The sequence below is a fragment of the Burkholderia sp. Ax-1724 genome (genome assembly GCF_011752995.1).
Lineage (GTDB): Bacteria > Pseudomonadota > Gammaproteobacteria > Burkholderiales > Burkholderiaceae > Paraburkholderia.
This window is the reverse complement of record NZ_VWWL01000006.1, coordinates 302,801-328,794: the sequence shown is the minus strand read 5'-3', so window position 1 is coordinate 328,794 and position 25,994 is coordinate 302,801. Positions and strand designations below refer to the sequence as shown.

Here is a 25,994-nt window from a genome sequence, read left to right as displayed (position 1 = left end):
CGGGCGGCGCCGGCTCGGGCGTCGCGATGGCGGTCGGCGAAGGCGCGTCCGCTTGCGGCAACGGCGTCGGCGCCGGTTTGGGCGCCGGCGCGGGCTTCGGCTGCACCTTCGGCTTCGTATGCACCGGCGGGGTCGGCGTGGGCGGCGGCGCGATCGATTGCAGCGCGACGGGCGCGGCGGTCGGCGTGGGCGGCAGCAGCTCGGCGGTCATCACGTGCGCTTCGATCGCGACCTGCGCCGGCTCGTGGCGCAGCGTCATGATGACGGCGAGCAGCGCGACGTGAATCGCCGCGACCACGACGGTGGCGGTCAGCGCGCGGGAATTCCTACGGGGAGGCGACGCCAGCGAAGCGCCGGCGGGAACGGGGTACGGGGCCTGCATGTTAGTGCGGCAGCACGCCGCCTGGGCGGCGTGTCGGACAGGACATCGTCATGTTCGGAAAATCAGCAGCGAAATGAACAGGGTGGTCACGAAACCAATCAGCAATTCCATCTCGAACTCCTTGCTCAAGTTGAGTGGGTTTAGCTGGCTGGCATGAATACTGGCTTGCTGACGGCAGTGGGATAACAGCGACTGTACCGCAAATCATGCGACATCCTGATGTCGCATTAAGCGCTACATTAAATGTGCGCAAAGCGCCGGGGCATTGAACCGGATGGGTACGGCTCGCGCCGCACCCCGAAAGCTGGACTCAGGCTGCCTTGCGTTCGTAGAACGAGACCGTAGCCATTTCGACCACCTGCGCACGATGTTCGACGACCACGCCGCACCGGCTCGCGCAGACGCCGCTTTGCAGCATGACGTCGCGCACCGACTCCTCGCACTTGCCGCAGCAGGAGGCGACGCCGAGCTCGAACTGGAGTTCGTCGAACGAGTCGATGCCGTCCGCGATCGAGGAGCGGATGGTTCGGTCGGAAACGGATTTGCAGACACACACAATCATGGCAGGCGTCATAGCTAACGTTAATGCGAATTATTATCATTTTGTTTGGGCCGTTTGGCAAGCGCCCTGAATGATTTTTTGTAACAAAACCAGACTCATAGGAGGGATTTTGGGGCGGGAAGGGGGGGCCGGAACGAGGACGCTAGAGGGGAAAAATGGCGGGAAGGCGCGGATGTGGTGGGGCGTCGTGTGGCTCGGTGGTTGGGTGCGACCCAATCGGGGGCGGGACGAAAGTGCGCTGCAATGGCGCAGGCGGCGTCCGGGCGACGCCTGGCTGGCGGGGTACGGAAATATGCAGGCTGCGTAATCTTGCCGGAAACTCTGCCGGAAACCGCTTAGGCGGCAGCGCCTGGGCGCGTCGCGCTTTATGCCGCTCGCGAATCCGGTCCGGCCGTCCGCCGCGAGGCAATCAATACTCGCTCGACGCTCGCTTCGATTCCCAGCAGCGTCGCGGTGAGCTGTTGCTGGTGGAGACCGTCGTCGGTGGAATAGAAGCGCGGCAGCGGCGTGCCGGCGGCGGGCGCGGTGGCGCGCAGGCCGTACTGGTCCAGTACGCGTTCCAGTTGACGCGCGATCGCCACGCTCGTGTCGATCAGCGCGAGCCGGTCGCCGACGATGTCGCGGATCGCCGCATCGAGAAACGGGTAGTGGGTGCAGCCGAGCACGAGCGTGTCGGCGCCCGCGTCGAGCATCGGTTCGAGATAGCTGCGCAGCAGCGCGCGCAATTCGGCCGAGCTCACGTCGCAGCGCTCGACCGCCTGCACGAGCCCATGTCCCGGCTGGCACAGAAAGCGGCAGTCGGCGGCGTAGCGTTCGAGCAGCCCCTGGAAGCGGGCGCTGCGCAGGGTCGCCTGTGTCGCGAGCACGCCCGCGACGCGGCTTTTCGACTGCAACGCGGCGGGCTTGATGCCGGGTTCGACGCCGATCAGCGGAATCGGCAACTTTTCGCGCACTAGCGCGATCGATTGCGCGGTCGCCGTGTTGCAGGCGACCACGAGTGCCTTCGCGCCTTGCCCCATCAGCCATTCGCCGATCGCGAGCGTACGGTCGGCGATGAAGTCGTCGTCGCGCTCGCCATACGGCGCGTACAGCGAATCGGCGACATAGAGCAGCGTCTCGTCAGGTAGTTGCGCCCGCACCGCCCGCAGCACCGACAGACCGCCCAGGCCCGAATCGAAAATGCCGACCGGTGCCTGCAACGCGGCGCCAGCGGTGAAAGTCCGGACGGTCGGGGACGGCGATTGAGCAGACATAGGCGAGGAAAACGTGCGTGACGCTACGCTTGGCGAAAAGGCGGAAACGGCCGAAGCCGGCACAGACGGAAACGACGAACGGCGCAAACGGCAAACAGGAAACGGCAAACAGCGAAAACAGGAAACGGCGCGGCGCGCAAAGTGCTGAAGTATATCGTCCGCGCGGCGCGGTCCGTCTCGCACGCAGGTTCGCTCGCGGATAAACGAACCCTTGCGCCACCGCGCGGGATATTGCAGCCGGCTTCGCTCAGGACTCGACCGAACCCATCGCGCTTTGCTGGTAATTCTGGATGCCGACCTTGTCGATCAGATCGAGCTGCGTTTCGAGCCAGTCGATATGTTCTTCGGTGTCGTCGAGAATCTTCGTGAAGATTTCGCGCGAGATGAAGTCGCGAACCGATTCACAGTAGACGATGGCTTCCTTGCAGGTGCTCTGCGAAATCTGTTCGAGCTTCAGATCGCATTCGAGGATTTCTTTGGTTTCCTCACCGATCAGCAGCTTGTGCAGGTCCTGCAGATTCGGCAGGCCGTCGAGCATGAAAATACGTTCGATGAGCCAGTCGGCATGTTTCATTTCGCCGATCGACTCGTCGTATTCATGCTTGCCGAGCTTGTCGAGACCCCAGTGCTTGTACATCCGCGCATGCAGGAAGTACTGGTTGATGGCAGTCAGTTCGTTCTTGAGCTGCGCGTTCAGGTATTCGATGACCTTCTTGTCGCCTTGCATGTTAATTCCTTATGTGGGGACCTTGAATTTCCAACAACAATAAACGCCATACCTGAAAAAGCCAAGCTTACGGACACAACTTTTGGCATTGTTTCAGGTATTGCGCGCCGCTTTGCGCACGTCTTGCGCACAGCAAAAAAAAGCCGGGGCCGAAGCCCCGGCATCCGACCCGCGCGACGGGCACTCATTGCGAATCATTAAGCCGTGGCAACCGGAATCTTGCCGATCTTCGCCTGCCATTCCTTCGGGCCGGTCTGGTGCACCGAGGTGCCGTTCGAATCGACGGCGACCGTGACCGGCATGTCCTGCACGTCGAACTCGTAGATCGCTTCCATGCCGAGGTCTTCGAACGCGAGCACCTTCGCGCTGCGGATCGCCTTCGAGACCAGATACGCGGCGCCGCCGACGGCCATCAGATAGGCCGCCTTATGCTTCTTGATCGACTCGATCGCGACCGGGCCGCGCTCGGCCTTGCCGATCATCGAAATGAGGCCCGTTTGTCCGAGCATCGTTTCTGTGAACTTGTCCATGCGCGTGGACGTGGTCGGGCCCGCCGGGCCGACCGCTTCGTCGCGCACCGGATCGACCGGGCCGACGTAGTAGATCACGCGGTTCGTGAAGTCGACCGGCAGCTTCTCGCCCTTCGCGAGCATGTCGGCGATGCGCTTGTGCGCGGCGTCGCGGCCCGTCAGCATCTTGCCCGACAGCAGCAGCGTCTGGCCCGGCTTCCAGCTTGCGACTTCGGCCGGCGTCAGCGTGTCGAGGTCGACGCGCTGGCTGGTTTCCGTGTTCGGCTCCCAGTGCACCTTCGGCCATGCGTCGAGCGACGGCGCTTCGAGCTTCGCCACGCCCGAGCCGTCGAGCGTGAAGTGCGCGTGACGCGTGGCAGCGCAGTTCGGGATGATCGCGATCGGCTTGGACGCGGCGTGCGTCGGCGCGGCCATGATCTTCACGTCGAGCACGGTGGCGAGACCGCCGAGACCCTGCGCGCCGATGCCGAGTGCGTTGACCTTCTCGTGCAGTTCGACGCGCAGTTCTTCGATCCAGTCCTGCGGGCCGCGCGCGATCACGTCCTGAATGTCGATCGGGTCCATCAGCGATTCCTTCGCCATCAGCATCGCTTTCTCGGCGGTGCCGCCGATGCCGATGCCGAGCATGCCCGGCGGGCACCAGCCGGCACCCATCGTCGGCACGGTCTTGAGCACCCAGTCGACGATCGAATCGGACGGGTTCAGCATCGCGAACTTCGACTTGTTTTCCGAGCCGCCGCCCTTGGCCGCGACCTGCACGTCGATCTTGTCGCCCGGCACGATCTCATAGTGGATCACGGCCGGCGTGTTGTCCTTCGTGTTCTTGCGCGCGCCTTCGGGCGGGCTCACGATCGAGGCGCGCAGCACGTTGTCGGGGTTCATGTAGCCGCGGCGCACGCCTTCGTTGATCATGTCGGTGACGCTCATCGTCGCGCCGTCCCAACGCACGTCCATGCCGACCTTCACGAACACCGTGACGATGCCGGTGTCCTGGCAGATCGGGCGCTTGCCTTCGGCGCACATGCGGCTGTTGGTCAGGATCTGCGCGATCGCGTCCTTCGCCGCCGGGCTCTGTTCGAGCTCGTAGGCGCGGCCGAGCGCTTCGATGTAGTCGAGCGGATGGTAATAGCTGATGTACTGCAGCGAATCAGCGATGCTCTGGATCAGGTCTTCCTGTTTGATGACGGTCATGGCTAGCTCAGTGGGGAGGGGCGCTTGTTATCGGATCGCAGCGCGGTGCGGTCAGTCTTGCGCCTTCAGGGGAGTGGAAACCTTGATGCCGCCCACGGCGTGCAAGGCCGCGGGCTCTTCGAAATGCTTGGGGTGCGTGTGCGTGGTGAGGCGGTCGACGAGCGCCATCACGAGCGCCGACACGAGGAACGCGACATGGATGATGACCTGCCACATGATCGTGTGCGTCGTGTTCTGGTCGGGGCTGATGAAGGTCTTCAGCAGATGGATCGACGAGATGCTGATGAGCGCCATCGAGAGCTTCACTTTCAGCACGCCGGCGTTGACGTGATCGAGCCACTCCGGTTCATCCGGATGGCCATCGAGACCGAGGCGCGAGACGAACGTTTCATACCCGCCGATGATGACCATGATCAGCAGGTTCGAGATCATCACCACGTCGATCAGGCCCAGCACGACGAGCATGATGCTGGTCTCGTCGAGCTTCATCGAATCCGTGACCAGATGCCAGACTTCCTTGAGGAACAGCACGACGTAGACCGCTTGCGCGACGATCAGGCCGAGATAGAGCGGCACCTGCAGCCAGCGGCTCATGAAAATGAGGACGGGCAGCGGACGCATCGGGCGGCGCTGACGGGCGGAGTCGGGTCGCGAAGCGGACATAGGCAGGAGTCGGACGAAGCGCTTTGACGGAACACGGGCCAATGCGCCGGCGGCATGCCGGCCGGCGCACGTGAGCCCGGCGCGCGCGGCGGGCAGCGTCTCGGGCAGCGGGCCCGAGCGCCTACCCGGCACGCAGGCCAGGCGCCGACGACGCGGTGCGCGGCCATGAAGGGCCGCAAACTCGCATCGGGCGCGCTATTGTACAGCGTCGGTCGGATCGGCCGCCGCATGGCGGGCAGATGAGCGGCGCCGGGGCCGCCGGGCGGGCGGCGCTACGAGGCGACCGGCGGCACGCGCTTCGCCTTGAGGCTCGCGAGCCCGATGCCGGTGATCACGCAGGCGAGCGCGATGCCGTGCGCGAGCGTGGGCCGCTCGCCGAGAAACACGATGCCGTAGAGCGCCGCCGCCACCGGCAGCACCGCGCTGAAGACGCCCGCGAGACTGCCGGGCACGTGGCGGATGCCTTTCATCCAGAGCCAGAACGAGAAGATGCTGGCCGACAGCCCGTACCACAGCACCAGCATCCAGATGCTCGCCGGCACCGCGCGATAGTCGAAATGCGCGAACGTGCCGATGCCGAGCGGCAGCATCAGCAGCAGGCCGAACAGGTGGGTGTAGGCGCAGATGTCGAGCGGCGCGAGCGTTTGCGTGAGACGGCGCGACAGGATGATATAGACCGATTCGCAGCACACCGCGCCGAGCACCATCAGGTTGCCCGCGAACGAACCCGGGCTGCCCGCGCCCTTGTCGGCGTGCGCGAGATTGATCACGACGACGCCGGCGATCGCCAGCGCGATCGACGCGAGCGCGCGGCCATTGGGCCGCTCCTTGAGAATCAGCCACGACAGCAGCGCGACGACCGCCGGAATCGTGCTCGTGATGACCCCGGCCGCGACCGCGCTCGTGCGCGCGACGCCGTTGAGCATCAACAGCGTAAACCCGAAGGTGCCGAACAGTGCCTGCAAAAACAGGTTGATCCATTCATCGCGCTTGACGCGGCGCAGTTTGGCGACGCGCAGCAGCGGCCCCAGCACGGCCATTGCGATGACGAAACGCAGCAGCGCGAACAGGGGAACAGGGACGAAGGCGACGATCGATTTGCCGATACCGACATTGCTGCCGACGAGCAGCATCGAGGTAATGAGAAGCAGGGCGTAGCGATTCAAGCTGGAATCCGGGCGGCTAGTTCAGTTAGCATTGTAAGAGACCGTGCGAGCGAGCGTAAAGGGAAGGACGGGCAACCACGAGCAACTGCGGCGGGGCGCTGCGGCGGCGTGGCGGGTGCCCGGCCAAAGCGTTGCATGCCTGCGGGGCCGCGGTATGCGGCGTGCTCGTCGCATACCGCACTCGATGCGCTAACGCAGCATGCCGCGTCCGGCGTCTAAGGGTTTTCGCCTGTGTGCCGAAGCCGCGCGCGTAAGTGGCCGGTAAGTTGCAGCGCTTATGTTTGAACATCAGCGTTCAGGCGCAACGGCCGGCCTGCATGGCGCGCATGAATGCTGCGTTGCCGCACGGGTACGCGTGACGGCATCGCGGCATGGCATCGCAGCATGGCAATGCGGCATGGCAATGCGGCACACGGTCGTTCGTTGCGGCTTCAACAGGATAGGGCGCATCCGCGCGCCGGTCAGGGTTTTACGTTTATTTTCACCAAGGGGCTGTCGATGTCTGCGATTGAATCGGTTCTTCAGGAAAGCCGCGTTTTTCCGCCCTCAGCCGAAACGGCGAAGGGCGCCACGATCTCCGGCATGGATGCGTACCGGGCGCTCGCCGCCGAAGCGGAGCGCGATTACGAAGGCTTCTGGGGGCGTCTCGCGAAGGAGACGCTGAGCTGGCACAAGCCGTTCACGAAGGTGCTCGACGAATCGAAGGCACCGTTCTACGCGTGGTTCGAAGACGGCCAGCTGAACGCGTCGTACAACAGCCTCGACCGTCACGTCGAGGCCGGCCATGGCGAGCGCGTCGCGATCGTGTTCGAGGCCGACGACGGCACCGTCACCAACGTCACCTATCGGGACCTGCTGCAACGCGTATCGCGCTTTGCGAATGCGCTGAAAAAACGCGGCGTGAAGAAAGGCGATCCGGTCGTCATCTATATGCCGATGTCGATCGAGGGCATCGTCGCGATGCAGGCCTGCGCGCGCATTGGCGCGACGCACTCGGTGGTGTTCGGCGGCTTCTCGTCGAAGTCGCTCAACGAACGGCTCGTCGATGTCGGCGCCGTCGCGCTCATCACGTCCGACGAACAGATGCGCGGCGGCAAGGCCTTGCCGCTCAAGAACATCGCCGACGAAGCGCTCGCGCTCGGCGGCTGCGAGAAGGTCACGAGCGTGATCGTGTACAGGCGCACCGGCGGCAAGGTCGCATGGAACGAAGGGCGCGACCTGTGGATGCACGAACTTGCGCAGGCCGAGTCGGATCAGTGCGCGCCCGAGTGGGTCGACGCCGAGCATCCGCTTTTCATCCTCTATACGTCGGGCTCGACCGGCAAGCCGAAGGGCGTGCAGCACAGCACCGGCGGCTATTTGCTGTGGGCCGCGCAAACGCTGAAGTGGACCTTCGACTGGAAGCCGTCCGACGTGTTCTGGTGTACCGCCGACATCGGCTGGATCACGGGCCATAGCTACATCACGTACGGACCGCTCACGCTCGGCGGCACCCAGGTCGTGTTCGAAGGCGTGCCGACGTATCCGGACGCCGGTCGTTTCTGGCAGATGATCGCGAAGCACAAGGTCACGCTGTTCTATACGGCGCCGACCGCGATCCGTTCGCTCATCAAGTTCTCCGAGGCCGATGCGAAAGTGCATCCGAAGAGCCACGACCTGTCGACCTTGCGCATCATCGGCACGGTCGGCGAGCCGATCAACCCGGAAGCGTGGGTGTGGTACTACGAGAACGTCGGCGGTGGCCGCTGCCCGATCGTCGATACGTGGTGGCAGACCGAGACCGGCGGCCACATGATTACGCCGCTGCCGGGCGCGACGCCGCTGGTGCCGGGTTCGTGCACGCTGCCGCTGCCGGGCATCATGGCGGCGGTCGTCGACGAAACCGGCCAGGACGTGCCGAACGGGCAGGGCGGCATTCTGGTCGTGAAGCGTCCGTGGCCCTCGATGCTGCGCAACGTGTGGGGCGACCCGGACCGCTACAAGAAGAGCTATTTCCCCGAGGAACTCGGCGGCAAGCTCTACCTCGCCGGCGACGGCGCGGTGCGCGACAAGGAAACCGGCTACTTCACGATCATGGGCCGCATCGACGACGTGCTGAACGTGTCGGGCCACCGGCTCGGAACGATGGAGATCGAGTCGGCGCTCGTGTCGAACCCGCTCGTCGCCGAGGCCGCCGTGGTAGGCCGGCCCGATGCGACGACCGGCGAGGCGGTGTGCGCGTTCGTCGTGCTGAAGGGCGCGCGTCCGCAAGGCGAAGAGGCCACGAAGCTCGCCAACGAACTGCGCAACTGGGTCGGCAAGGAGATCGGTCCGATCGCGAAACCGAAGGACATCCGCTTCGGCGAGAACCTGCCGAAGACGCGCTCGGGCAAGATCATGCGCCGTCTGCTGCGCTCGCTCGCGAAGGGTGAGGCGATCACGCAGGACGTGTCGACGCTCGAGAATCCGGCGATTCTCGATCAGCTCGGCGAGTCGCTTTGAAACGGCGATGAGGATGTCATGAGCGGGGCCGCGCAAGCGAGCGGCGGGCGGATTGTCGGTTTGCCGGTCGATCCGCTTGCGCATGCGATGCGCGGCCCCGTTCGCTGCTGATTCGGATAACCGGGGTCAAGCGAGCGGGATCGAACCAACCCGGATCGAACCAACCCGCTTGACCGGCATCCTCGCGCGGACAATCCCGATTGCCTCGCCGATACCTTTTTGATACATAGGCGCATGGCCGCGCCGCACCGTCCCTCTCACGCCACGCTGAACCCCGCGCCCGAACCGCCACCGGTCTCGGCGGCGATGGCGCTCGCGCATCGCAAGTACTGGCGTTTCAATCTCGCGCTGATCGCCGCGCTGATGACGCTCGGCTTCATCGTGTCGTTCGTCGTGCCGCTGCTCGCGCCCGCGCTCGAACAGGTGCGCGTCGAGGGCTTCAGGCTGCCGTTCTATTTCGGCGCGCAGGGCGCGATCCTGATCTACCTTGCGCTGATCGTCGTGTATATCGTGCTGATGCAGCGCGCCGATCGCCAGTTGCAGCGCGCGTTCGAAGCGGACGCGACGCAGCGGGCCGCCGCAGATTCCGCCGCAAACACCACGGCGGGCGCGAGCGCGCCGGCCGCGCGCGGACGCTGAGCCAATGAATCTCACGCATCGACTGATCCGCTCGTACGCGTTCTATACGCTCGGCTTCCTGCTGTTCGTCTACGTGATGTGGCGCATCGAGCGCCGCACGGGGCCCGGCGTGTGGATCGGCTATGTGTTCCTGTTCGTGCCGATCGCGGTGTATGCGGTGATCGGCGTGCTGTCGCGCACGTCCGATCTGGTCGAATACTACGTGGCGGGGCGGCGCGTGCCGTCGGCGTTCAACGGCATGGCGACCGCGGCCGACTGGCTCTCGGCCGCGTCGTTCATCGGCCTCGCCGGCTCGATCTACGCGACCGGCTACGACGGCCTCGCGTATCTGATGGGCTGGACCGGCGGCTACTGCCTCGTCGCGTTCCTGCTCGCGCCGTATGTGCGCAAGCTCGCGCGCTACACGATTCCCGATTTTCTCGGCACGCGCTTTTCGAGCAACGCGGTGCGCGGCCTCGCGGCGCTCGCCGCGATCCTGTGCTCGTTCGTTTATCTGGTCGCGCAGATTCAGGGCGTGGGTTTGATCGCGACGCGCTTTATCGGCGTCGATTTCGCGGTCGGCATTTTCTGCGGACTCGCGGGCATTCTCGTGTGCTCGTTTCTCGGCGGCATGCGCGCGGTCACGTGGACCCAGGTCGCGCAGTACATCATCCTGATCGCGGCGATCCTGATCCCGGTATCGATGATCGCGCACAAGGACGGCCTCGGCTGGGTGCCGCAAGTCAGCTACGGACGCTTGATGGAGCGCATGGAAGGGCTCGAGAAACAGGTGCGCGACGCGCCGCTCGAACAGCGCGTGCGCGACGACTATCGACGCCGCGCCGCGTTGATGCAACTGCGGCTCGATATGCTGCCGCAATCGTTCGTCGACGGGAAGCAGCGGCTCACGCAGGAAGTCGCGGATCTCCGCCGCCACAATGGTCCGCTGCGCGAGATCAAGGAGCGCGAGCGTGCGCTCGAACAGTTTCCGCGCGATGCCGCGGCCGCGCAGATCGTCTGGACCCAGCAACGCGACGACATGCTGATGCGCGCGGCCGCGCCGGTGCCGATGCACGAACCGTTTCCCGCTGTCGGCGACGAAGACCGCGGCACGCATGTGCGTAATTTTCTGTCGCTGCTGCTGTGTCTGTCGCTCGGCACGGCGAGTCTGCCGCATATTCTCACGCGCTACAACACGACGACATCGGTTGCGTCGGCGCGCCGCTCGGTCGGCTGGACGCTCTTTTTTGTGGCGCTGTTCTATCTGACCGTGCCGGTGCTGGCCGTGCTGATCAAGTACGAGATTCTGACCAGTCTCATCGGCCATCACTTCGCCGATCTGCCGCAATGGCTTACGCAATGGCGCAAGGTCGAGCCGAGCCTGATCAGCCTCGCCGATACGAACGGCGACGGCATCGTGCGCTGGAGCGAGATCCAGATGCAGCCGGACATGGTCGTGCTGGCGGCGCCCGAGATCGCGGGGTTGCCGTATGTGATGTCGGGCTTGATCGCGGCGGGGGCGCTGGCGGCGGCGCTGTCGACCGCCGACGGTTTGCTGCTGACGATCGCGAACGCGCTGTCGCACGACGTGTACTACCACATGGTCGATCCGAATGCGTCGAGCCAGCGGCGCGTGACGATCTCGAAGATTCTGCTGCTCGGGGTGGCGCTGTTTGCGTCGTACGTGGCGTCGTTGAATACGGGGAACATCCTGTTCCTCGTCGGCGCGGCGTTTTCGCTGGCGGCGTCGAGCCTGTTCCCGGTGCTCGTGCTCGGCGTGTTCTGGAAACGCACGACGCGGCTCGGCGCGGTGGCGGGCATGGTGGCGGGGCTCGTCGTGTGCATCTACTACATCGTCTCGACCTACCCGTTCTTCACGCAGATGACGGGCTTCACGGGTGCGCGCTGGTTCGGCATCGAGCCGATCAGCTCGGGTGTGTTCGGCGTGCCGGCGGGGTTTCTGGTGGCGATCGGGGTGAGTCTGATCGATCGCAAAGCGGATGCTTATACGATCGCGCTAGTGGACTATATTCGCCATCCTTAGGCGGTTTGCGAGGACGTGGGGCGGGGGTGTAGCGGAAGGCGCGAAGTTTGCTATAATTCGGCTCCCCGCCGGAGAGATGGATGAGTGGTTTAAGTCGCACGCCTGGAAAGCGTGTATAGGTTAATAGCCTATCGGGGGTTCGAATCCCCCTCTCTCCGCCAGGAATGAATTTAAGCCCCTGATTTCAGGGGCTTTTTCATTACCACCTCTGCTTTACCCACATTTCCCCCACTTTGAATCAAAAAAACTCCACCAGTCTTTCTGATGGAGTCTGTGGCCGCATTGGCAAGAAATCGATCAAGCAGTCGGCCTCTCTACTACGTATCGCTCTCGGTAGCCGGGGACGTCGATGAATTAGTTCGCAAGGTCTTGCGCTGGAACTGCTTTATCCGGAGTTGGACGTAGTCTGCTAGAAACTCATACGTCTCTTGAGTAGGCTCTCCGCCGAAGGATAAGGTCACGTCCATGCCGTCAGGATCAATGATCTTTTCGCTTCGCGTCGAGGACGTTTGTTGCGAAGCAGAGACGGCCGGTTGCGCAGGGAAATCGTGCGTCGTCAACGCTAGCGTAGTGTTTACACCGCGATGGGGGTCAACCAATACGTGGTGATGCTGGTGTGGGTTCACGAGTGACTGGTTTGGATTCGTGAGTGCCTGGTAAGCCTCCATTCGCTCCATCATTGCACTGGCTTGCTCTGACATGCTTGGGACAACCGTACCAACAGCCGCGGTTGCTGCTGGCATATCATCGTCGAATTCATTCCGCGAAATTTTCGCAAAATGATCATTCAACCGCAAAATTTTTACGACGCGCGTCGCAGCGTCTTCTTGAAATCCGCGGTCAAACATCAAGAAGTGAGCGAGTGTATGTTCCGACGGGAGCCCAGTTGGCCACCGCTGAAAAATTTCGCTTGCTATCGGCGGGTTCAGCGCCGCTTGTCGGATAAGGCTATCTCGCTCGATTGAGTCGGGCCTTGAATCGAGCAAAATTCTCAAGGCTGACTCTGTCAGGCGCATTCGCCCCCCGTCGTCTACAAGTAATCCATAGCTTTTGAGTGCCCCGAGAGTTTGCTTGAACGCACTACTAGTCTCCGAGTATCCCCAGTGCCGCGCCGCTGACACCGGGGGGGCAGCACCACGTCGCTCATGCGAATAGAACATTTGCGCTCTCTGGAGGGCAACCTCCACGGGGATGAACGGGAAGTTAGGGCTTCGCTCTTTGTTTTTCTTGAGTTCAATAGGCTCGTTCACAGGCTCCTCCATAGGGTTCACTGAATTATACATGAGCATGTCATGAATCGAAATCACAAATTCAGTCACTTGTTCATGACTAATTCTATGACCGACTGATTGACGGGTGGCAGTGGGGTCGGGTACAGTACGTGAACTGTTAGGAATTGGGTGTGCGAAAGCACAAAACAAAAAGCCCAAGTTCACCTTTGGCGAGGCGAACTTGGGCTTTCTGAAAGCAGCACCTGTGTTGGCGCACAGGTTTTCGGCAAGGGTGATAAGGACACACCGGATGCCGCACGGCTATGCGAGACGCTATTGTATCAATAGATGGCGTGCTGTGACGACAATTGTCCTGACTTCCTTTTAGGGAGGATCGGAATGATTCCGTCCAACATCCTGAAGGACGTCTTCGTGACGGCATATACTCGTATCCGGTTCGGCCGGGTCGAGTTTGTTTGCCAGCACTGGCGTTCCTCGCCTATCCGCTAACAAGTGGCCCAAGCAGTGCGCGGCGTCTGAGGACGTCGCGCTCTACACCTATCTCGCGATAGCGGGCTAACCCGCCTCGCGTCACGCGATCCACTTCGCGCCTCTCCCCTTTTGTTAGGCGACGCGATCCAATTTCGCAACGAGGATTTCGTAAGTAAAGCCATCGATCGCTTCGTTGTGGGCCGTACAGCTTTCATCACGTTCAGCTGCCGGAACGTCTGCTTTTCAGATATTTCGTAATGAGAATCGCAGCCAATAGTCGGTGCGGTCAGAGAGCCGACTTTGCGCTAGATTTGCGATTGCTTCGCCGAGGTAAATTTTTCCCCAATGCCAAGTGCGTCTTGATGTTCGTTCAATCGACTACGGATGACTTTAGTGATAGGCGTTATCAGCGTGGCCGGTGCCTCGCCGCGCTCGATTCGCCCCCACAATTGGTCCAGTTCGTCCATTGAATGCGTTGGGTTTACGCGAGCATTGATAATATCTCGCTTCTGTTCATAGTACCCTGATACTTCCGGCATCCAGGCCAGCGCGAAACGCAACACGGGATATAAACCGAATCGACGTGATTTTCCCCATTACGTTACCGCTCGGCTAACGCCAATCGCGCATGGAACCATTCAGCGACGTTTGCCATCTCCCGCCTGCGGCGCAGCAGATCAGCCGCAGCTTGGCTCAGATTCAGGCGCACGCCAGTTTGCTGCTCGACGTGCTGCTGGTGCTGCTTGATGTGCGCCAGTGGAGTTGCTCCTGTAACCCGGGTCACGCGAACGCCGTTAGGCCGATGGCACCGCAGCACATCCGCGTTTCCGCGCTGCGGAAGGTCACTTTGTGACATACCACAGGGCGCTGGTCCCGGGAGCGGTTACTTGTGGCTTAGATGCCGGCATATGGCTGGCGTCCGTCCTTTGTGCTGCTTGCGGCGCCGTTTGCTGTGCGCTCATCGGCAAAGCCTGGGGCGTCCCCATGGTGGCCTGCGGCGCAGGCAAAGTCGCGGCAGGTATTGGGGCTGTCTTGGCCGTTGACGACGTGGTGATGTACCAGAGTGCATCCGTCGACGCCCCGGCTGCCCCGCGCGCCGCAGCGGTCTTCGAAGCAGCAACCACGCCGGCTGCCGATGCCGCCATGGCCTGCGCCTGCGCAGTCGCCGTTCCAGTTGCTGCGCCAACGGCTGTCCGTTGTGCAATAGCTTCGGCTGAGCCGATCTGGAAGATCAGCTTGCGCTCCGGCGACGAAATGATCGCGTAGGGCGGTTGCGCTTCCCAGCGCAGCACGACACGTCCGCGTGGCGTATCCGCGAAGATGGCCGGCACGTGTTTCAGGTCGCCGAACTGGACGTAGACCTTGGTTCCGTCGTCGAAAACCTGCACGGGTTTCGCCGCATCCGCTCCGGTTATGGTCCAGCCGAAGTTATAGGAGCCGGGCGTAGCCGGCGCAACGGCAGACGCCGCCGTTGCCGGAGCCGGTGCGGCTTGCACACCTCGCGGCGCGCTCATCTTGACCTGGTTGACCTCCAGGGGCGCGAAAGGGTTATAGGTTTCGGGCGGAACATAGGACGGCGGAAGAATGGGCATGGGCGAGTCCGGCGAGCTGGCGATGGATTGCGCGGTGGCGTACACCTTGCGGGCATAGGCGAGCCGCTTCTCGGGCGACGATGCGTTATAGGCGCCAATCGCGCTCCACGTCGGGCCGTACTGCCGGATATTCTCCGCGAGTATCCATGCGCCCACATACGCATTCGTACACGGATCGAACAGGCTCTGCTCCGAAATGCCCTCGCGAGCGAGCCGCGGCAGCCACGAGCTGTTGATCTGCATGAGTCCGATATCGAACGTTCCATCGCTGTTGCGGTTAATGACGTGGGTTTGCGTACCCGATTCGACCTGGGCAATGGCACGCATGAGACCCACGTTGACGTGTTGAAACGATGCCGCATCGTCTATGCAATCGGCATGGGTAATGGCGGGTATCGCATACAACATCGCGATCTGAATCAGACGCGAGCGCAGACATGGGGTGAGAAAGGCAAATTTTCGATGCTGCATGATTTTATTGGCCGGTGCGAGTGGAATAGTTCGCGATATTCACTGCGTCCATCACGTTCTATTCGCTTGAATTCTTCATCTCGCACCTGATTTCCGCAGTGGGATTTTATCGAAGAATTGAGGCACTGAATCGTGCTGGACAATAGGGATTGTTAAATGGCGGAGTATGTGCCGCGCATATCTGGCATTGAGTGCTGGAATTTCCGTCAGCGCGTTGCCGAGACGCGCCGACCACATTAACCGAATTCCGTCATGGCAATGTCGCCATTCTTTACTGCTTTCCCGATCGTCCTTATGACGGCATTTCACGACATTGCACAACTGACTAGCTGGGAGCTCGTGTGGCCGGACGAAATTCGGCTCGCTTGCGAGAGCGCTCAGGCGCCTGCGACCGTTGTTGCGAAAGTTCGTTTTAAAGCATGACAAGACCGGCCACGATGGCGTGGTGATAGACGGTATAAGGGCGCGTCATTTCGCGGACGACTTATGGCTTGTCCCGGTGCTTCGCCGATGTGTCATAGGTGCAATTTTCAGGGTGTCATCGAGGCGGACGGCGGCCCGAACCAGTGCGAGCACCTGACAGGAAGCCGAGAGAACATCGCAGGCCATGCGAGAGCTATTCTATGAATGACCTCTTCCACCGGCAGCGAATTTCTTTCACTCATTTCAATTCAATTCGATTACGAATTTCGCTACTGCACCTACCCATCCGCCACACAAATACATTGAATAGGCCATAACAGACCGATCCTCAATTCGAATCCACGCTGTCCGCCGCCGACTATACAGGGTCGAAGTCCGAAAGTTTCGCGCGTATCAGACTTCTGATCCTCTGTTGATAGTACGAATCTTTGCGAGCTCTTTCATTCTGAGCAAGATATAACCTTTTTGGGATGCAACTGTCGTTTTTTCTAGGCTGCTCGGCATGTTCGGGGTACGATTTACGCCGGTTGCAGCGTTTATGGGAATATTTTTCCGTAAAATGACACTTTTACTTTGTAATCGGTAAAGTTTTCGCGAGTTTGTAGTCGCGAGCACTTGCGCACCAGCACCTGTCAATCTGGACCATCGCGAAAAGCGGTTTTCGCGAGCCCCGGTCCAATCGGACATCAGAGATGTGCGTTCCCAGCACTTCAGGACAGCGCGCTTTCAAGGGTTGACGAGTTATTTCCTCAAGCCTTTTTGCACTGTCGGTCCGAATCTCAGCAAATACATTTCAGCCTTTTTATCGGGATTTTTCCCGACCTTGGACATTACTCCACATGGTAAAACGACGTCAATTTATCGGCGGCCTGACGGCACTCAGTGCAAGCTATCTTTTGAGCGCATGTGGCGGTGGCGGCGCATCCGGAGACGGTAGCGGCAAGACTTCGGATGCCTCGGCTTCTCCTGGCTCATCGGGTTCTGCCAACTCTCCCGGCACCGCGGCTAATCCGGCGACACGCGCGAACGCGGACGCCGCGAGCAGCATATCCATTCCGCCCGCCACGTCGATCACGGACAACACCGGCGCCGTCTGGACGCTGTCGCAGGGATCGGTCTATCGCAACGGCGAGAAAGCTCAGGACACCTATAACGTCACGCTCGTCCTGTGGTATGGCAGCAGTATCTATCACGAGGGAACCGGTGGTCAGTTCTACCAATGGACTGGCTCGAACTGGGTGGCCTGCAACGATCCGCGCCTTGGCGGCACCTCGGCCGACGGCACCACGCTGCCCGCGTCGCCGTACATCATCGACAAGGCGGGCGCGATCTGGACGCTCGTCAACGGCTCTATCTACCGGAACGGCTCGCCGGTCGGCAACACGTACAACGTGTCGCTCGTCCTGTGGTACGGCGGCAAGGTTTGGCATTGCGGAACCGGCGGCCAGTACTACGTCAATGCGGACGTCGCCGCCCAATGGCTGGCTTGCAGCGATCCGCGCCTCGCGGTCACGCAGTCCCCCGGCATGTTCTATGGCATGAACGGTCACCCCGACTACGCCTACACGCCGCAACAACTGGTGTCGATTCTGAAGGGCATGGGCTGCACCAGCTATCGCGTCGGCTGCAGCAGCGATCCGACCCAGTTGAATGCGGTGGTCAATCTCGCGCAGGCTTTTCAGTCGGCCGGCATCACGTTGCTCGTGATGATCAATCAGGGGGTGTACGACGCCAACAACAATCTGCTGAATGGCGAGTCGGCGGCTTATAGCCAGGGCTACACGGTGGCCCGGACGATCGCCAGCGCACTGAAGCCGTATGGCGTGACCCTCTACGAATGCGGCAACGAGCTGACGAGACAGAACGCGACCGTGGTCAGCTTCACCTATGCCGGGACGAAAGCATCCGACTTCAACAACGCGAACTGGCCGGTGATGCGCGGCGTGATGCGCGGCATGATCGACGGCGTGAAGTCGGTGCAGCCGTCCGCGCAATGCGCCATCAACTTTTGCGTGGCCGATGTCGGCGCCGCGGATGCGTTGTGGGACGGCATGCAGCCCGATGGCAGCGGCGGCTATCCGACCGTGCGCTGGGACATCACCACGTGGCACAACTACGAGGTGTATGGCGATGCGTTTTCCATCGGCACGGACGGCGCGGGTCCGGGCTTCGATCTGCCGATCTACTGCAAGGCCCGCTATGGCGTGCCGTTCATCATCAGCGAATGGAACACGGGGCCGGAGCAAACCGAGACTTATCGTGCGAACTACATCACGACGCAGCTCGGCGAGTTCTATCAGAACCGCAAGACGCACAATATCCAGGCCGTGATGTACTACGTGCTCGATAGCGGCGACGAGACGTACGGCATCATGCTCAACGGTTCTCCGCTGAATCCGGCCTACAGTGCATTTACGAGCTTCACGGCGAATCATCCGGACAACTGATCGGCGCGTGCAGGTGCAGGCAGTGTGCCCCATTCGCAGCCGATGCTGCCCGGTGTCAAGGGCAGGGCGGCTGCGTCTGGGGTGAGTGCCGGCTTGCCTGGCCGCGATCGGCAAATAGCCGGCGCCACTCTTCAGCATTTTCGATCGCCTGATCGATATTCCCCGTTTCTCCTTGCTGAAACCGACCATTAAACTACCTGTCGTCGATTCACGACGATTCAGGTATCGCTAGTGGACAGTGTCAATCTCGAAGTATTGAAATCGAGCGCGCGATGGCTCGAACAGGGGCATCGCGCGTTGCTCGTGACGGTGGTCAGGACGTGGGGGTCGTCACCGCGGCCCGAGGGGGCGATGCTCGTGGTGCGCGACGACGGCACCGTGGTGGGCTCCGTGTCCGGCGGCTGCATCGAGGACGATCTGATCGATCGCGTGCGCCGGCGCGGCATCGAGCAGACGAAGCCCGAGGTCGTCAAATATGGCATCACGGCCGACGAAGCGCATCGTTTCGGCCTGCCGTGCGGCGGGACGATTCAACTGGTGCTCGAACCGCTGACGGAGGCGAGCGGTATCGCCGAGCTGTGCTATGCCGTCGAGTCGGGGCGTCTCGTGGCGCGCACGCTCGACATGGCAACGGGCGCCGCGCGTCTCGGCCCCGCGCGGATGACCGACGGCGTGGACTGCAACGACCAGCGTCTCGTGACGATACACGGACCGCGCTACCGGATGCTCGTGATCGGCGCGGGGCAACTGTCGCGCTACCTGTGCAACATCGCGGTCGGACTCGATTATCAGGTGACGGTGTGCGATCCGCGTGAAGAGTACACGGAAGCATGGAATCTGCCCGGCACCACGCTGATCCGTTCGATGCCCGACGATGCCGTGCTCGACATGAAGCTCGACGAACGTTGTGCGGTGATCGCGCTCACGCATGATCCGAAGCTCGACGATCTCGCGCTGATGGAAGCGTTGAAAACGCGTGCTTTCTACGTCGGCGCATTGGGCTCGCGACGCAACAACGCGGCACGGCGCGAAAGGCTCGGGGAGTTCGATCTCGACGCGACGGAACTGGCGCGGCTGCGCGGGCCGGTTGGGATTTATATCGGCAGCAGGACACCACCCGAGATCGCCGTATCGATTCTGGCGGAAGTGACGGCGGTGAAGAACGGCGTCGCCATGTCGCCCTCGTCGCAGGTCGCGGTGGCGAAAGCGGCGCGAGGCATGGCATCGCCTGCCGAAACGGGGCCCGCGTGTTTCGCATAGGGACGCGAAGCGTCTGAGTCATGCGCGGCTCGCCGGGCGTGAGCCGCATTGTCCGGAGCGCCGAGCCGGAACACCGAGCCGGAGAATCGGGTCGAAGAACCGGGTCGGCGCTCCGCGTCAATGAACCGGATCGGTGAACTGGGCTAGCGGACTCAACTGGGCCGCCGCCGCGAACATCTGCGTGAATTGATCGAGAGCGGGGAGCGTATCGCGGCCGCTGCGCGTGATCCGATAGAACGAAAATTCCACTTCCGGCCGGATCGCGTCGATACGCACCTGATAGTGACGGCAGATATGTTCGCAGAACGAAGGCATGATCGCCACGCCGAGTCCTTCGTGCGCCATGGCGATAGCGGTCTGCAAATGGCCGACGACCGTGCGCCGTCCTGTCGTCACGTCCTCTTTCGACAGCGATGCTTCGATCAGCCGTTGCAGCGGGTTGTCCTTCGGCAGCGTGATGAGCGGCAACCCTTCGAGCGCGCGCCACGGCACGCCATCGCGCGGCACGTTGCCGATGCCGTTCGCACCATGAAGCGCCGACGACACGACGACGAGCCGGGTCGGAAAAATCGGCACGCGATCGATGCCGGACAGTTGCGAGAAGAAGATCCCGAACGCCGCGTCGAGATCGCCTTCCTCGACCATCTTCAGCAACTCGCTGGGTGGCCGGTCGACGAGTTCGATCTGCGCGTGCGGCTCGATCTCGGCGAAACGCGCCAGCACTTGCGGCATCAGGCTCGCGCCGATCATCGGCGTGCAGCCGAGCAGCAGCGATGCCTTCTTTTGCCGGCCCAGCTCGTTGAGTTCGACCACGGACTTCTCGAGCGTCTCGACGATTTTCATCGCCGTCGGATAGAACAGCCGGCCCGCTTCCGTCAATGCGACAGTGCGCGTGGTGCGCTCGAACAACCGGCAATTGAGCTGCGTTTCGAGCTCGCGGATGATCGCGCTCAGCGCTGCCTGACTCAGGTGCATGCTTTGCGCGGTCTTCGTGAAGCTCGATGCGTTCGCCACGCCGAGAAAGACCTTGAGTTGTTTGAGGGAGAGATTCATCTGCGGCGATCCTTGAAGCAGGGCACGATAGGGCTGCCTGGATTTTATCGCCGCGCAGGGTTATCCGCGACCGGGACAACACCCGACTCGCGGCAGGCGTGTGCCGCGACGCGGCGCTCGGGCGTGGCGCAACCGCCGCCGCGTCGCGGTGCCGGGCGAGCCGGGTCATGAGCCGGGAGTCATGACCCGAGGGACATGACCCGGCTCCCGCAGACTCACCCCCGCTCACGCAAACGCATACCGCCCTTCCTCGTCGCGGACGATCGCGCGCCTCGCGCCGGTATCTTCGAGCCAGCGCACGACTTCGCGGCCGTCGCGGGTTCCCGTTGCCGACATCAGTTCGGTGAAGCGCTTGGGGCCGTGTTCCAGCGCGGCTTCGAGCGAATCGAAGCGCGTGCCCGTGAGCGCGGGCGGCGTCGGCACGCGATGTTCGAGATTGCGCTGTTCGCCCGGGCGCAGCAGCGGCAGCGTCAGATCGAAGCCGACTTTGGCCGTCACAGCGGCACCGGCCAGCGACGGATCGAGCGGCATCGCGCGCATGCCGCTGTGCATCACGAGATCGCGATCGGCCTGGAAGCGCGTGGCGAGCGCCCAATCCATCTGTTCGTCGGAAAAGATATCGATGTCGGGATCGACCACGAAGACGTGCTTGACGTTGGCGAGCGACGCGAACACGGCGGCGATCGCGTTGTGCGCTTCGCCGGGCACGCGCTGCTGCATCGCGACGCGCACGTTGAACATGCCGCCCGTGGCCGGGCTCGCATACACCGCCCGGATTTCGCGCACGGCCGTTTCGAGCGCGCGCCATACCGTCACTTCGGTGCGCAGCGCGGCCAGTTGCGCCGTATCGGTACGCGCCATCGTGCGCCCGCCGATCGTGCAGGTCTGGAACACGGCGTCCTGGCGATGCGTGATGGCCGTCAGATGAAAGACCGGGTTCGTCTTGATGCCGCCGTAGTAGCCGAGAAACTCGCCATACGGTCCTTCGGGTTCCGCGTGGCCGCGCTCGTCGAGATAGCCTTCGAGAATGAATTCCGCGTCGGCCGGCACGAGCAGATCGTTGGTCACGCATTTGACGACGCCGAGCGGCGCGCCGCGCAATGCCGCGACGAGTTCCAGTTCGTCGGCGGGAATGCGCATGGTCGCGCCGACGTGGTCGATCGGGTGTGTGCCGACCGCGAAGGCGATCGGCAGACGCTCGCCGCGCTTCGAATGGGCCATCGAGATCGCGCGCAGATCGGACGGCGCCACGAGGTCGATGCCCGCGGTACGGCGCCCGCGCAGCATCAGCCGGCGAATGCCGACATTGGTCCAGCCCGTGTCGGGATCGACGGCGAAATCGATCGACGCCGAAATATACGGCGCGCCGTCCAGATCGTGTTGCAGATGCACGGGCAGCGCCGTGAAATCGCAGTCGTCGCCGGTCAGCACGACCTGCTGCACGGGCGCCTGTGCGCGGCTCACCTCGACGAGCTTGCCTTTGGTGCGCAGACGGTCGCGCACGGTTTCGAGCAGCCCTCCGGGCGTCGTGTCGAATGCCTGGGCGAGGCGCGAGCGGCTCGCGGCCACGCTGCCCGCCAGCGAGACAGCGCCGCCCGACGGTTGCGCGAACCAGACCGCGCGCGGATTGCCTTCCATGATGCCGGCGACGTCGGCGAGATCGACCGGTTCGTCATGGCGTTCGAGTTCCGTCGCGTCGAGCGATTCGAGAAAACGCCGCAGCCGGAAGCGTTCGAGGTCGGGCAGCTCCGCGCCTTGCGCGGTTGAAGCGATGAGGGTCTTGGGTCTCAATGTCGTGTCCTTGTGCGCGAGAGGGCGCGTGGAGATCGGCAGCGCTCAGAAGCGTGCCGACAGCGCGGTGGCCGCCAGGTGGGCGGCAAAGCCGCTCGAACCCGCGTCGGACATGTCCGGCGCGAGCTGCAGGAACTGCTTGACGGCGCGCAGCGTGACCGCGCTGCAGCCGAGCAGCGTTTCGGTCAGCGCGGTGGCTTCGGCGTCGAGCGCGGCGGCCGCGACGACGCGGCTCACGAGCCCCGCCGTCAGCGCTTCCTGCGCGGAGAGCCGCGCGCGGCTCAACACCATATGCGCCACCGTCTTGACGGGCACGCGGCCGATCAGCGCCGACATCACGAGCGTCGGCGGAATGTCGCGTTCCATTTCGGGAATCTGGAAGACCGCGTCGTCGGCGGCGAGCGCGACGTCGCAGACCCCCGCGAGCGCGCAGCCCACGCCGATCGCCTCGCCGCGCACGACGGCCACGACCGGCACGCGCACGGCCTTCAGCGCGTCGTAGAGCGCGAGCGGCGGAGCCGCGACCACGCGGCGCAAGGTTTCCGCCGACGGCTTCGCGCCGGCGGGCGGCATCGGCGACTGGCGTCCCTTGCAGAAGTCCTTGCCGCTGCTGACGATGCGCACGAGCCTGGTCTCGTCGTCGAGCGTGGTGACGGCGGCGATGATCGCCTCGCTCATCGCCTGGTCGATCAGGTTGCCGTTCCCGGGCCTGTCGAGCACCACTTCGAGCAGCGCCCCTTCACGGCGAATAGCGATGGATTCAGTCGACATGAGCGCCTCCTTGTGCGCGATGAATGTATTCCCAGATGACCTTCGGCGTGGCCGGCATCGCGAGTTCGTCGCTGCCGTGTTCCTGGAGCGCGTCGGCCAGCGCGTTGAAGATCGTCGCCGTGGCCGGCGTGATGCCGCTTTCTCCGCCGCCTTTGACGCGCAGCGGATTGCCGTGGGTCGGGTCTTCCGTCAGCTCGACGTTGAGCGGCGGGATCACGCCGGCGCGCGGCATGCCGTAGTCCATATACGAGCCGGTCAGCACCTGTCCCGTCTCGCGGTCCACGTAGAAGCCTTCGGACAGCGCCTGGCCGATTCCCTGCGCGAGACCGCCGTGCACCTGGCCCTCGACGATCAGCGGGTTGATCGGCTGGCCGACGTCGTCGACCGAGGTGTAGTTGACGAGTTGCACGATGCCGGTGTCGGGGTCCACCTCGAGTTCGCAGACGGCCGCGCCGGTCGGATGCGCGGGCACGCGCGTGTTGACCTCCGCGCAGGCGTACAGCTTTCTGAGCGACGGGTCGCCGGGCAGTCCGTGCTGCGCGACGTGCCGGGCGATGTCGGCGAGACTCGCCCGTTTGCCGCCGGCCGGCGCCGTGAAGTGGGCGTCGGCGAAGGCAATGCCGGCGGCGTCCGCGTCGAGCAGCGTTGCGGCCACCTGCTTGCCGATGGCGATGATCTGCTGCGCGGTATCGACGAGCAGCATGCCGCCCAGCCGCATCGTGCGGTCGGAGTGGCTGCCGCCGCCGACGCTCACGAACGCGGTGTCGCCGGTGCGCAGCTTGACGGCTTCCATCGGTACGCCGAGATGATGCGCGATCACCTGCGCAAAGGTGGTCTCGTGGCCCTGGCCCGTCGATTGCGTGCCCGACACGATATCGACGCTGCCGTCCGTGCGCACGGTCAGCTCGATGCGCTCGCGCGGCGCGCCGACCGGCGACTCGATGTAGTTGGCAAGCCCGATGCCGCGCAGCCGTCCGTTCGCGCGCGACTGCGCGCGGCGTGCCTCGAAGCTGTCCCATTGCGCGAGCGTCAATGCGCGCGCCATGTTGCGCGCGAAGTCGCCGCTGTCGTACGTGAGGCCCATCGGACTGCGATAGGGCAGCTTGTCGTGCGGCACGAGATTGCGGCGGCGGATTTCCGCGCGGTCGATGCGCAGTTCGGCCGCGGCGAGATCGAGCATGCGCTCGATCACATGCGTCGCCTCGGGACGGCCCGCGCCGCGATACGGCGCCGTCGGCACCGTGTTGCTCAGCACCGCGCTCACGTGCACGGCGGCGACCGGCACATCGTAGACGGTCGTCATGATGCGCGTGCCGTTCGACATCGGCACATAGGAGACCGTGTGCGCGCCGACGTTGCCGATCCATTCGTTGTCGATGGCGAGTATGCGGCCGTCTTTCGAAAAGCCGATCGTCGAGCGAATGATCGCATCGCGTCCCTGGTAATCGGCGAGGAAGGCTTCGCTGCGATCGCTGGTCCATTTGACCGGCCGCCCGATGCGGCGCGCGGCCCATAGCACGGCCAACTGCTCGACGTAGACGAACGAACGCGGCCCGAAGCCGCCGCCCGTATCCGGACACACCACGCGCAGGCGCGCGGTGGGCACCTTCAGCGCGGCGGCGAGGCACAGTTGCTGGCGCACGGCGCCCTGGCTGCCGGAGATCAGCGTGTAGGCATCCGTGGCCGCGTCGTAAGCGCCGATTGCGCTGCGCGGCTCCATCTGGCAATTGACGAGCCGGCTGTGATGGAACTCGCGCTGTACCACGTGATCGGCCCGCGCGATGATCTCGCGGGCCGCGTTGCGCTCGCCGATCTGCGTCTGGAAGCAGAGGTTGCCGGGGGCCCCGTCCCACAGTTGCGGCGCCTCGGGCCGCAGCGCGTCGTGGCCGTTGATGACGGCGTCGAGCGGGTCGTAATCGACCTCGATCAGCTCCGATGCGTTGCGCGCCTGCTGCGGCGTTTGCGCGATCACCATGGCGATCGCCTCGCCGACGTAGCGCACGCGATCGACTGGCAGCGGCAGATGAAGCTGGTTGAAGATGGAGCCCGTCAGCGAGGTGAGGAAGGCCTTCTTCGTCGCGTCGACCGCATCGACGGGATTCGGTACATGGTCGATGCCCTGGAAGCCGTCGTCGAGATACTGCTGGCCGACCAGCACCGCGATCACGCCGGGCGCTTCGCTCGCCGCGCTGGTGTCGATCGAACGCAGCACCGCGTGCGCGTGCGGCGAGCGCAGAAACGCCGCGTGCAGCTGTCCGTCGACGTGGATATCGTCGGTGTACTGGCCGTTGCCGGTGACGAAGCGCTGGTCTTCGACGCGAGGTATCGGTTTGCCGATCATGACGGGTGTGCCTCCGTACGCGCGAACGGCGCATCGGGGTACATCTCGCGCGCCGCGTGACGAACCGCCTCGATGATGTTCACGTAACCGGTGCAACGGCAGATATTGCCTTCCAGCGCGTGGCTGATGCTCGCCTGGTCGAGAGCCGGTTCCTCGCGCAGATAGAACGCGCTCGCCATGATCATGCCCGGCGTGCAGAAGCCGCATTGCAGGCCGTGGCATTGAACGAAGGCGTTCTGCACCGGGTGCAGCTTGCCGCCGCACTGCGCGTTGAGACCTTCCACCGTAACGACCTGCCCGCCGCTCGCCTGTGCGGCGAGCACGGTGCAGGACTTGACCGCATGACCGTCGAGATGGACCGTGCACGCGCCGCACTGGCTCGTATCGCAACCGACGTGCGTGCCGGTCAGGCGCAAGTGCTCGCGCAGGAATTCGACCAGCAGCGTGTTGTCGGGCACCTCGTGCCGGACGTCCGCGCCGTTGACCTGCAATTGGACTTCAACCATGGTTCACCTGTGTTTCCTG

General features: G+C 63.4%; 20 protein-coding genes, 1 tRNA gene and 1 pseudogene. 7 read left to right on the top strand and 15 right to left on the bottom strand.

From position 1 onward, the window contains the following. The 7 genes and pseudogenes from F3J19_RS10475 to F3J19_RS10445 form a co-directional block, all read right to left on the bottom strand. Window positions 1-382 (bottom strand): annotated as a pseudogene (locus tag F3J19_RS10475) (energy transducer TonB); the annotation flags it as partial. A 310-nt stretch (window positions 383-692) separates the two neighbouring features. Beyond that, window positions 693-944 (bottom strand): (2Fe-2S)-binding protein, encoded by a 252-nt coding sequence (locus F3J19_RS10470; RefSeq protein WP_167040433.1) that lies wholly within the window; start codon window positions 942-944, stop codon window positions 693-695. Between the two features lie 365 nt (window positions 945-1,309). Then, a complete protein-coding gene (gene murI, locus F3J19_RS10465) occupies window positions 1,310-2,197 on the bottom strand; it encodes a glutamate racemase (RefSeq protein WP_167040431.1) in 888 nt (295 codons plus the stop codon). Between the two features lie 247 nt (window positions 2,198-2,444). After that, window positions 2,445-2,924, bottom strand: a complete 480-nt coding sequence (bfr, locus tag F3J19_RS10460; RefSeq protein ID WP_167040429.1) for a bacterioferritin — start codon at window positions 2,922-2,924, stop codon at window positions 2,445-2,447. A gap of 197 nt (window positions 2,925-3,121) precedes the next feature. Continuing rightward, window positions 3,122-4,645, bottom strand: coding sequence for a fumarate hydratase (locus F3J19_RS10455; protein WP_167040427.1), 1,524 nt, complete (start codon window positions 4,643-4,645; stop codon window positions 3,122-3,124). A 51-nt stretch (window positions 4,646-4,696) separates the two neighbouring features. Then, window positions 4,697-5,266 carry a TIGR00645 family protein gene (locus tag F3J19_RS10450; protein ID WP_240158885.1) on the bottom strand — a complete coding sequence of 190 codons (570 nt, stop codon included), beginning with the start codon at window positions 5,264-5,266 and terminating at the stop codon, window positions 4,697-4,699. Window positions 5,267-5,580: 314 nt separating this feature from the next. Next, window positions 5,581-6,474 (bottom strand): DMT family transporter, encoded by an 894-nt coding sequence (locus tag F3J19_RS10445; protein WP_167040423.1) that lies wholly within the window; start codon window positions 6,472-6,474, stop codon window positions 5,581-5,583. A gap of 498 nt (window positions 6,475-6,972) precedes the next feature. Between F3J19_RS10445 and acs the strand changes: the two genes are divergently transcribed. The 4 genes from acs (at window position 6,973) to F3J19_RS10425 (ending at window position 11,778) form a co-directional block, all read left to right on the top strand. Further along, window positions 6,973-8,955 carry an acetate--CoA ligase gene (acs, locus tag F3J19_RS10440; protein ID WP_167040421.1) on the top strand — a complete coding sequence of 661 codons (1,983 nt, stop codon included), beginning with the start codon at window positions 6,973-6,975 and terminating at the stop codon, window positions 8,953-8,955. Between the two features lie 234 nt (window positions 8,956-9,189). Further along, the gene (locus F3J19_RS10435; protein WP_205192726.1) at window positions 9,190-9,594 is read left to right on the top strand and encodes a DUF4212 domain-containing protein; all 405 of its coding nucleotides are present in this window, start codon (window positions 9,190-9,192) and stop codon (window positions 9,592-9,594) included. 4 nt (window positions 9,595-9,598) lie between these two features. After that, on the top strand, window positions 9,599-11,617 hold the full coding sequence (locus F3J19_RS10430; protein ID WP_167040419.1) for a sodium:solute symporter family protein: 2,019 nt from the start codon (window positions 9,599-9,601) through the stop codon (window positions 11,615-11,617). 70 nt (window positions 11,618-11,687) lie between these two features. Further along, a tRNA-Ser gene (locus F3J19_RS10425) sits at window positions 11,688-11,778 on the top strand. Window positions 11,779-11,934: 156 nt separating this feature from the next. Here F3J19_RS10425 and F3J19_RS10420 read toward each other — a convergent pair. Then, complete coding sequence (locus F3J19_RS10420; protein ID WP_167040417.1) at window positions 11,935-12,867, bottom strand: hypothetical protein; 933 nt, start codon at window positions 12,865-12,867, stop codon at window positions 11,935-11,937. Window positions 12,868-13,625: 758 nt separating this feature from the next. After that, complete coding sequence (locus F3J19_RS10415; RefSeq protein WP_167040415.1) at window positions 13,626-13,883, bottom strand: hypothetical protein; 258 nt, start codon at window positions 13,881-13,883, stop codon at window positions 13,626-13,628. 65 nt (window positions 13,884-13,948) lie between these two features. Between F3J19_RS10415 and F3J19_RS10410 the strand changes: the two genes are divergently transcribed. Further along, on the top strand, window positions 13,949-14,173 hold the full coding sequence (locus F3J19_RS10410) for a hypothetical protein (protein WP_167040413.1): 225 nt from the start codon (window positions 13,949-13,951) through the stop codon (window positions 14,171-14,173). Here the strand turns inward: F3J19_RS10410 and F3J19_RS10405 are convergent. After that, window positions 14,163-15,383 (bottom strand): transglycosylase SLT domain-containing protein, encoded by a 1,221-nt coding sequence (locus F3J19_RS10405; protein WP_167040411.1) that lies wholly within the window; start codon window positions 15,381-15,383, stop codon window positions 14,163-14,165. The two genes, F3J19_RS10410 and F3J19_RS10405, sit on opposite strands and share 11 nt — an antisense overlap. A 1,262-nt stretch (window positions 15,384-16,645) precedes the next feature. Here F3J19_RS10405 and F3J19_RS10400 point away from each other — a divergent pair. Next, complete coding sequence (locus F3J19_RS10400) at window positions 16,646-18,253, top strand: hypothetical protein (RefSeq protein WP_167040409.1); 1,608 nt, start codon at window positions 16,646-16,648, stop codon at window positions 18,251-18,253. Between the two features lie 231 nt (window positions 18,254-18,484). Further along, entirely contained in the window at window positions 18,485-19,513 is a 1,029-nt protein-coding gene (locus F3J19_RS10395) for an XdhC family protein (protein WP_167040407.1), read from the top strand. Window positions 19,514-19,630: 117 nt separating this feature from the next. On the opposite strand, the gene F3J19_RS10390 is transcribed toward F3J19_RS10395, so the two are convergent. From F3J19_RS10390 to F3J19_RS10370, 5 genes are all read right to left on the bottom strand, one after another. Next, a complete protein-coding gene (locus F3J19_RS10390) occupies window positions 19,631-20,566 on the bottom strand; it encodes a LysR family transcriptional regulator (RefSeq protein WP_167040405.1) in 936 nt (311 codons plus the stop codon). Between the two features lie 225 nt (window positions 20,567-20,791). Next, window positions 20,792-22,357, bottom strand: a complete 1,566-nt coding sequence (locus tag F3J19_RS10385) for a UbiD family decarboxylase (RefSeq protein WP_167040404.1) — start codon at window positions 22,355-22,357, stop codon at window positions 20,792-20,794. 45 nt (window positions 22,358-22,402) lie between these two features. Beyond that, window positions 22,403-23,128: an enoyl-CoA hydratase/isomerase family protein gene (locus F3J19_RS10380; RefSeq protein WP_167040402.1), complete on the bottom strand. Its 726-nt coding sequence runs from the start codon at window positions 23,126-23,128 to the stop codon at window positions 22,403-22,405. Next, entirely contained in the window at window positions 23,118-25,469 is a 2,352-nt protein-coding gene (locus F3J19_RS10375) for a xanthine dehydrogenase family protein molybdopterin-binding subunit (RefSeq protein WP_167040400.1), read from the bottom strand. Before F3J19_RS10375 ends, F3J19_RS10380 begins: the two co-directional genes overlap by 11 nt. Beyond that, window positions 25,466-25,975, bottom strand: a complete 510-nt coding sequence (locus tag F3J19_RS10370; protein WP_167040399.1) for a (2Fe-2S)-binding protein — start codon at window positions 25,973-25,975, stop codon at window positions 25,466-25,468. Before F3J19_RS10370 ends, F3J19_RS10375 begins: the two co-directional genes overlap by 4 nt. Window positions 25,976-25,994: the final 19 nt, after the last annotated feature.

Bases quoted from the DNA above. Each gene is read 5' to 3' on its own strand.
- F3J19_RS10470 (WP_167040433.1), bottom strand. From the start codon at position 944: ATGATTGTGTGTGTCTGCAAATCCGTTTCCGACCGAACCATCCGCTCC.
- murI (WP_167040431.1), bottom strand. From the start codon at position 2,197: ATGTCTGCTCAATCGCCGTCCCCGACCGTCCGGACTTTCACCGCTGGC.
- bfr (WP_167040429.1), bottom strand. From the start codon at position 2,924: ATGCAAGGCGACAAGAAGGTCATCGAATACCTGAACGCGCAGCTCAAG.
- F3J19_RS10455 (WP_167040427.1), bottom strand. From the start codon at position 4,645: ATGACCGTCATCAAACAGGAAGACCTGATCCAGAGCATCGCTGATTCG.
- F3J19_RS10450 (WP_240158885.1), bottom strand. From the start codon at position 5,266: ATGCGTCCGCTGCCCGTCCTCATTTTCATGAGCCGCTGGCTGCAGGTG.
- acs (WP_167040421.1), top strand. From the start codon at position 6,973: ATGTCTGCGATTGAATCGGTTCTTCAGGAAAGCCGCGTTTTTCCGCCC.
- F3J19_RS10435 (WP_205192726.1), top strand. From the start codon at position 9,190: ATGGCCGCGCCGCACCGTCCCTCTCACGCCACGCTGAACCCCGCGCCC.
- F3J19_RS10430 (WP_167040419.1), top strand. From the start codon at position 9,599: ATGAATCTCACGCATCGACTGATCCGCTCGTACGCGTTCTATACGCTC.
- F3J19_RS10410 (WP_167040413.1), top strand. From the start codon at position 13,949: ATGGAACCATTCAGCGACGTTTGCCATCTCCCGCCTGCGGCGCAGCAG.
- F3J19_RS10405 (WP_167040411.1), bottom strand. From the start codon at position 15,383: ATGCAGCATCGAAAATTTGCCTTTCTCACCCCATGTCTGCGCTCGCGT.
- F3J19_RS10400 (WP_167040409.1), top strand. From the start codon at position 16,646: ATGGTAAAACGACGTCAATTTATCGGCGGCCTGACGGCACTCAGTGCA.
- F3J19_RS10390 (WP_167040405.1), bottom strand. From the start codon at position 20,566: ATGAATCTCTCCCTCAAACAACTCAAGGTCTTTCTCGGCGTGGCGAAC.
- F3J19_RS10380 (WP_167040402.1), bottom strand. From the start codon at position 23,128: ATGTCGACTGAATCCATCGCTATTCGCCGTGAAGGGGCGCTGCTCGAA.
- F3J19_RS10375 (WP_167040400.1), bottom strand. From the start codon at position 25,469: ATGATCGGCAAACCGATACCTCGCGTCGAAGACCAGCGCTTCGTCACC.
- F3J19_RS10370 (WP_167040399.1), bottom strand. From the start codon at position 25,975: ATGGTTGAAGTCCAATTGCAGGTCAACGGCGCGGACGTCCGGCACGAG.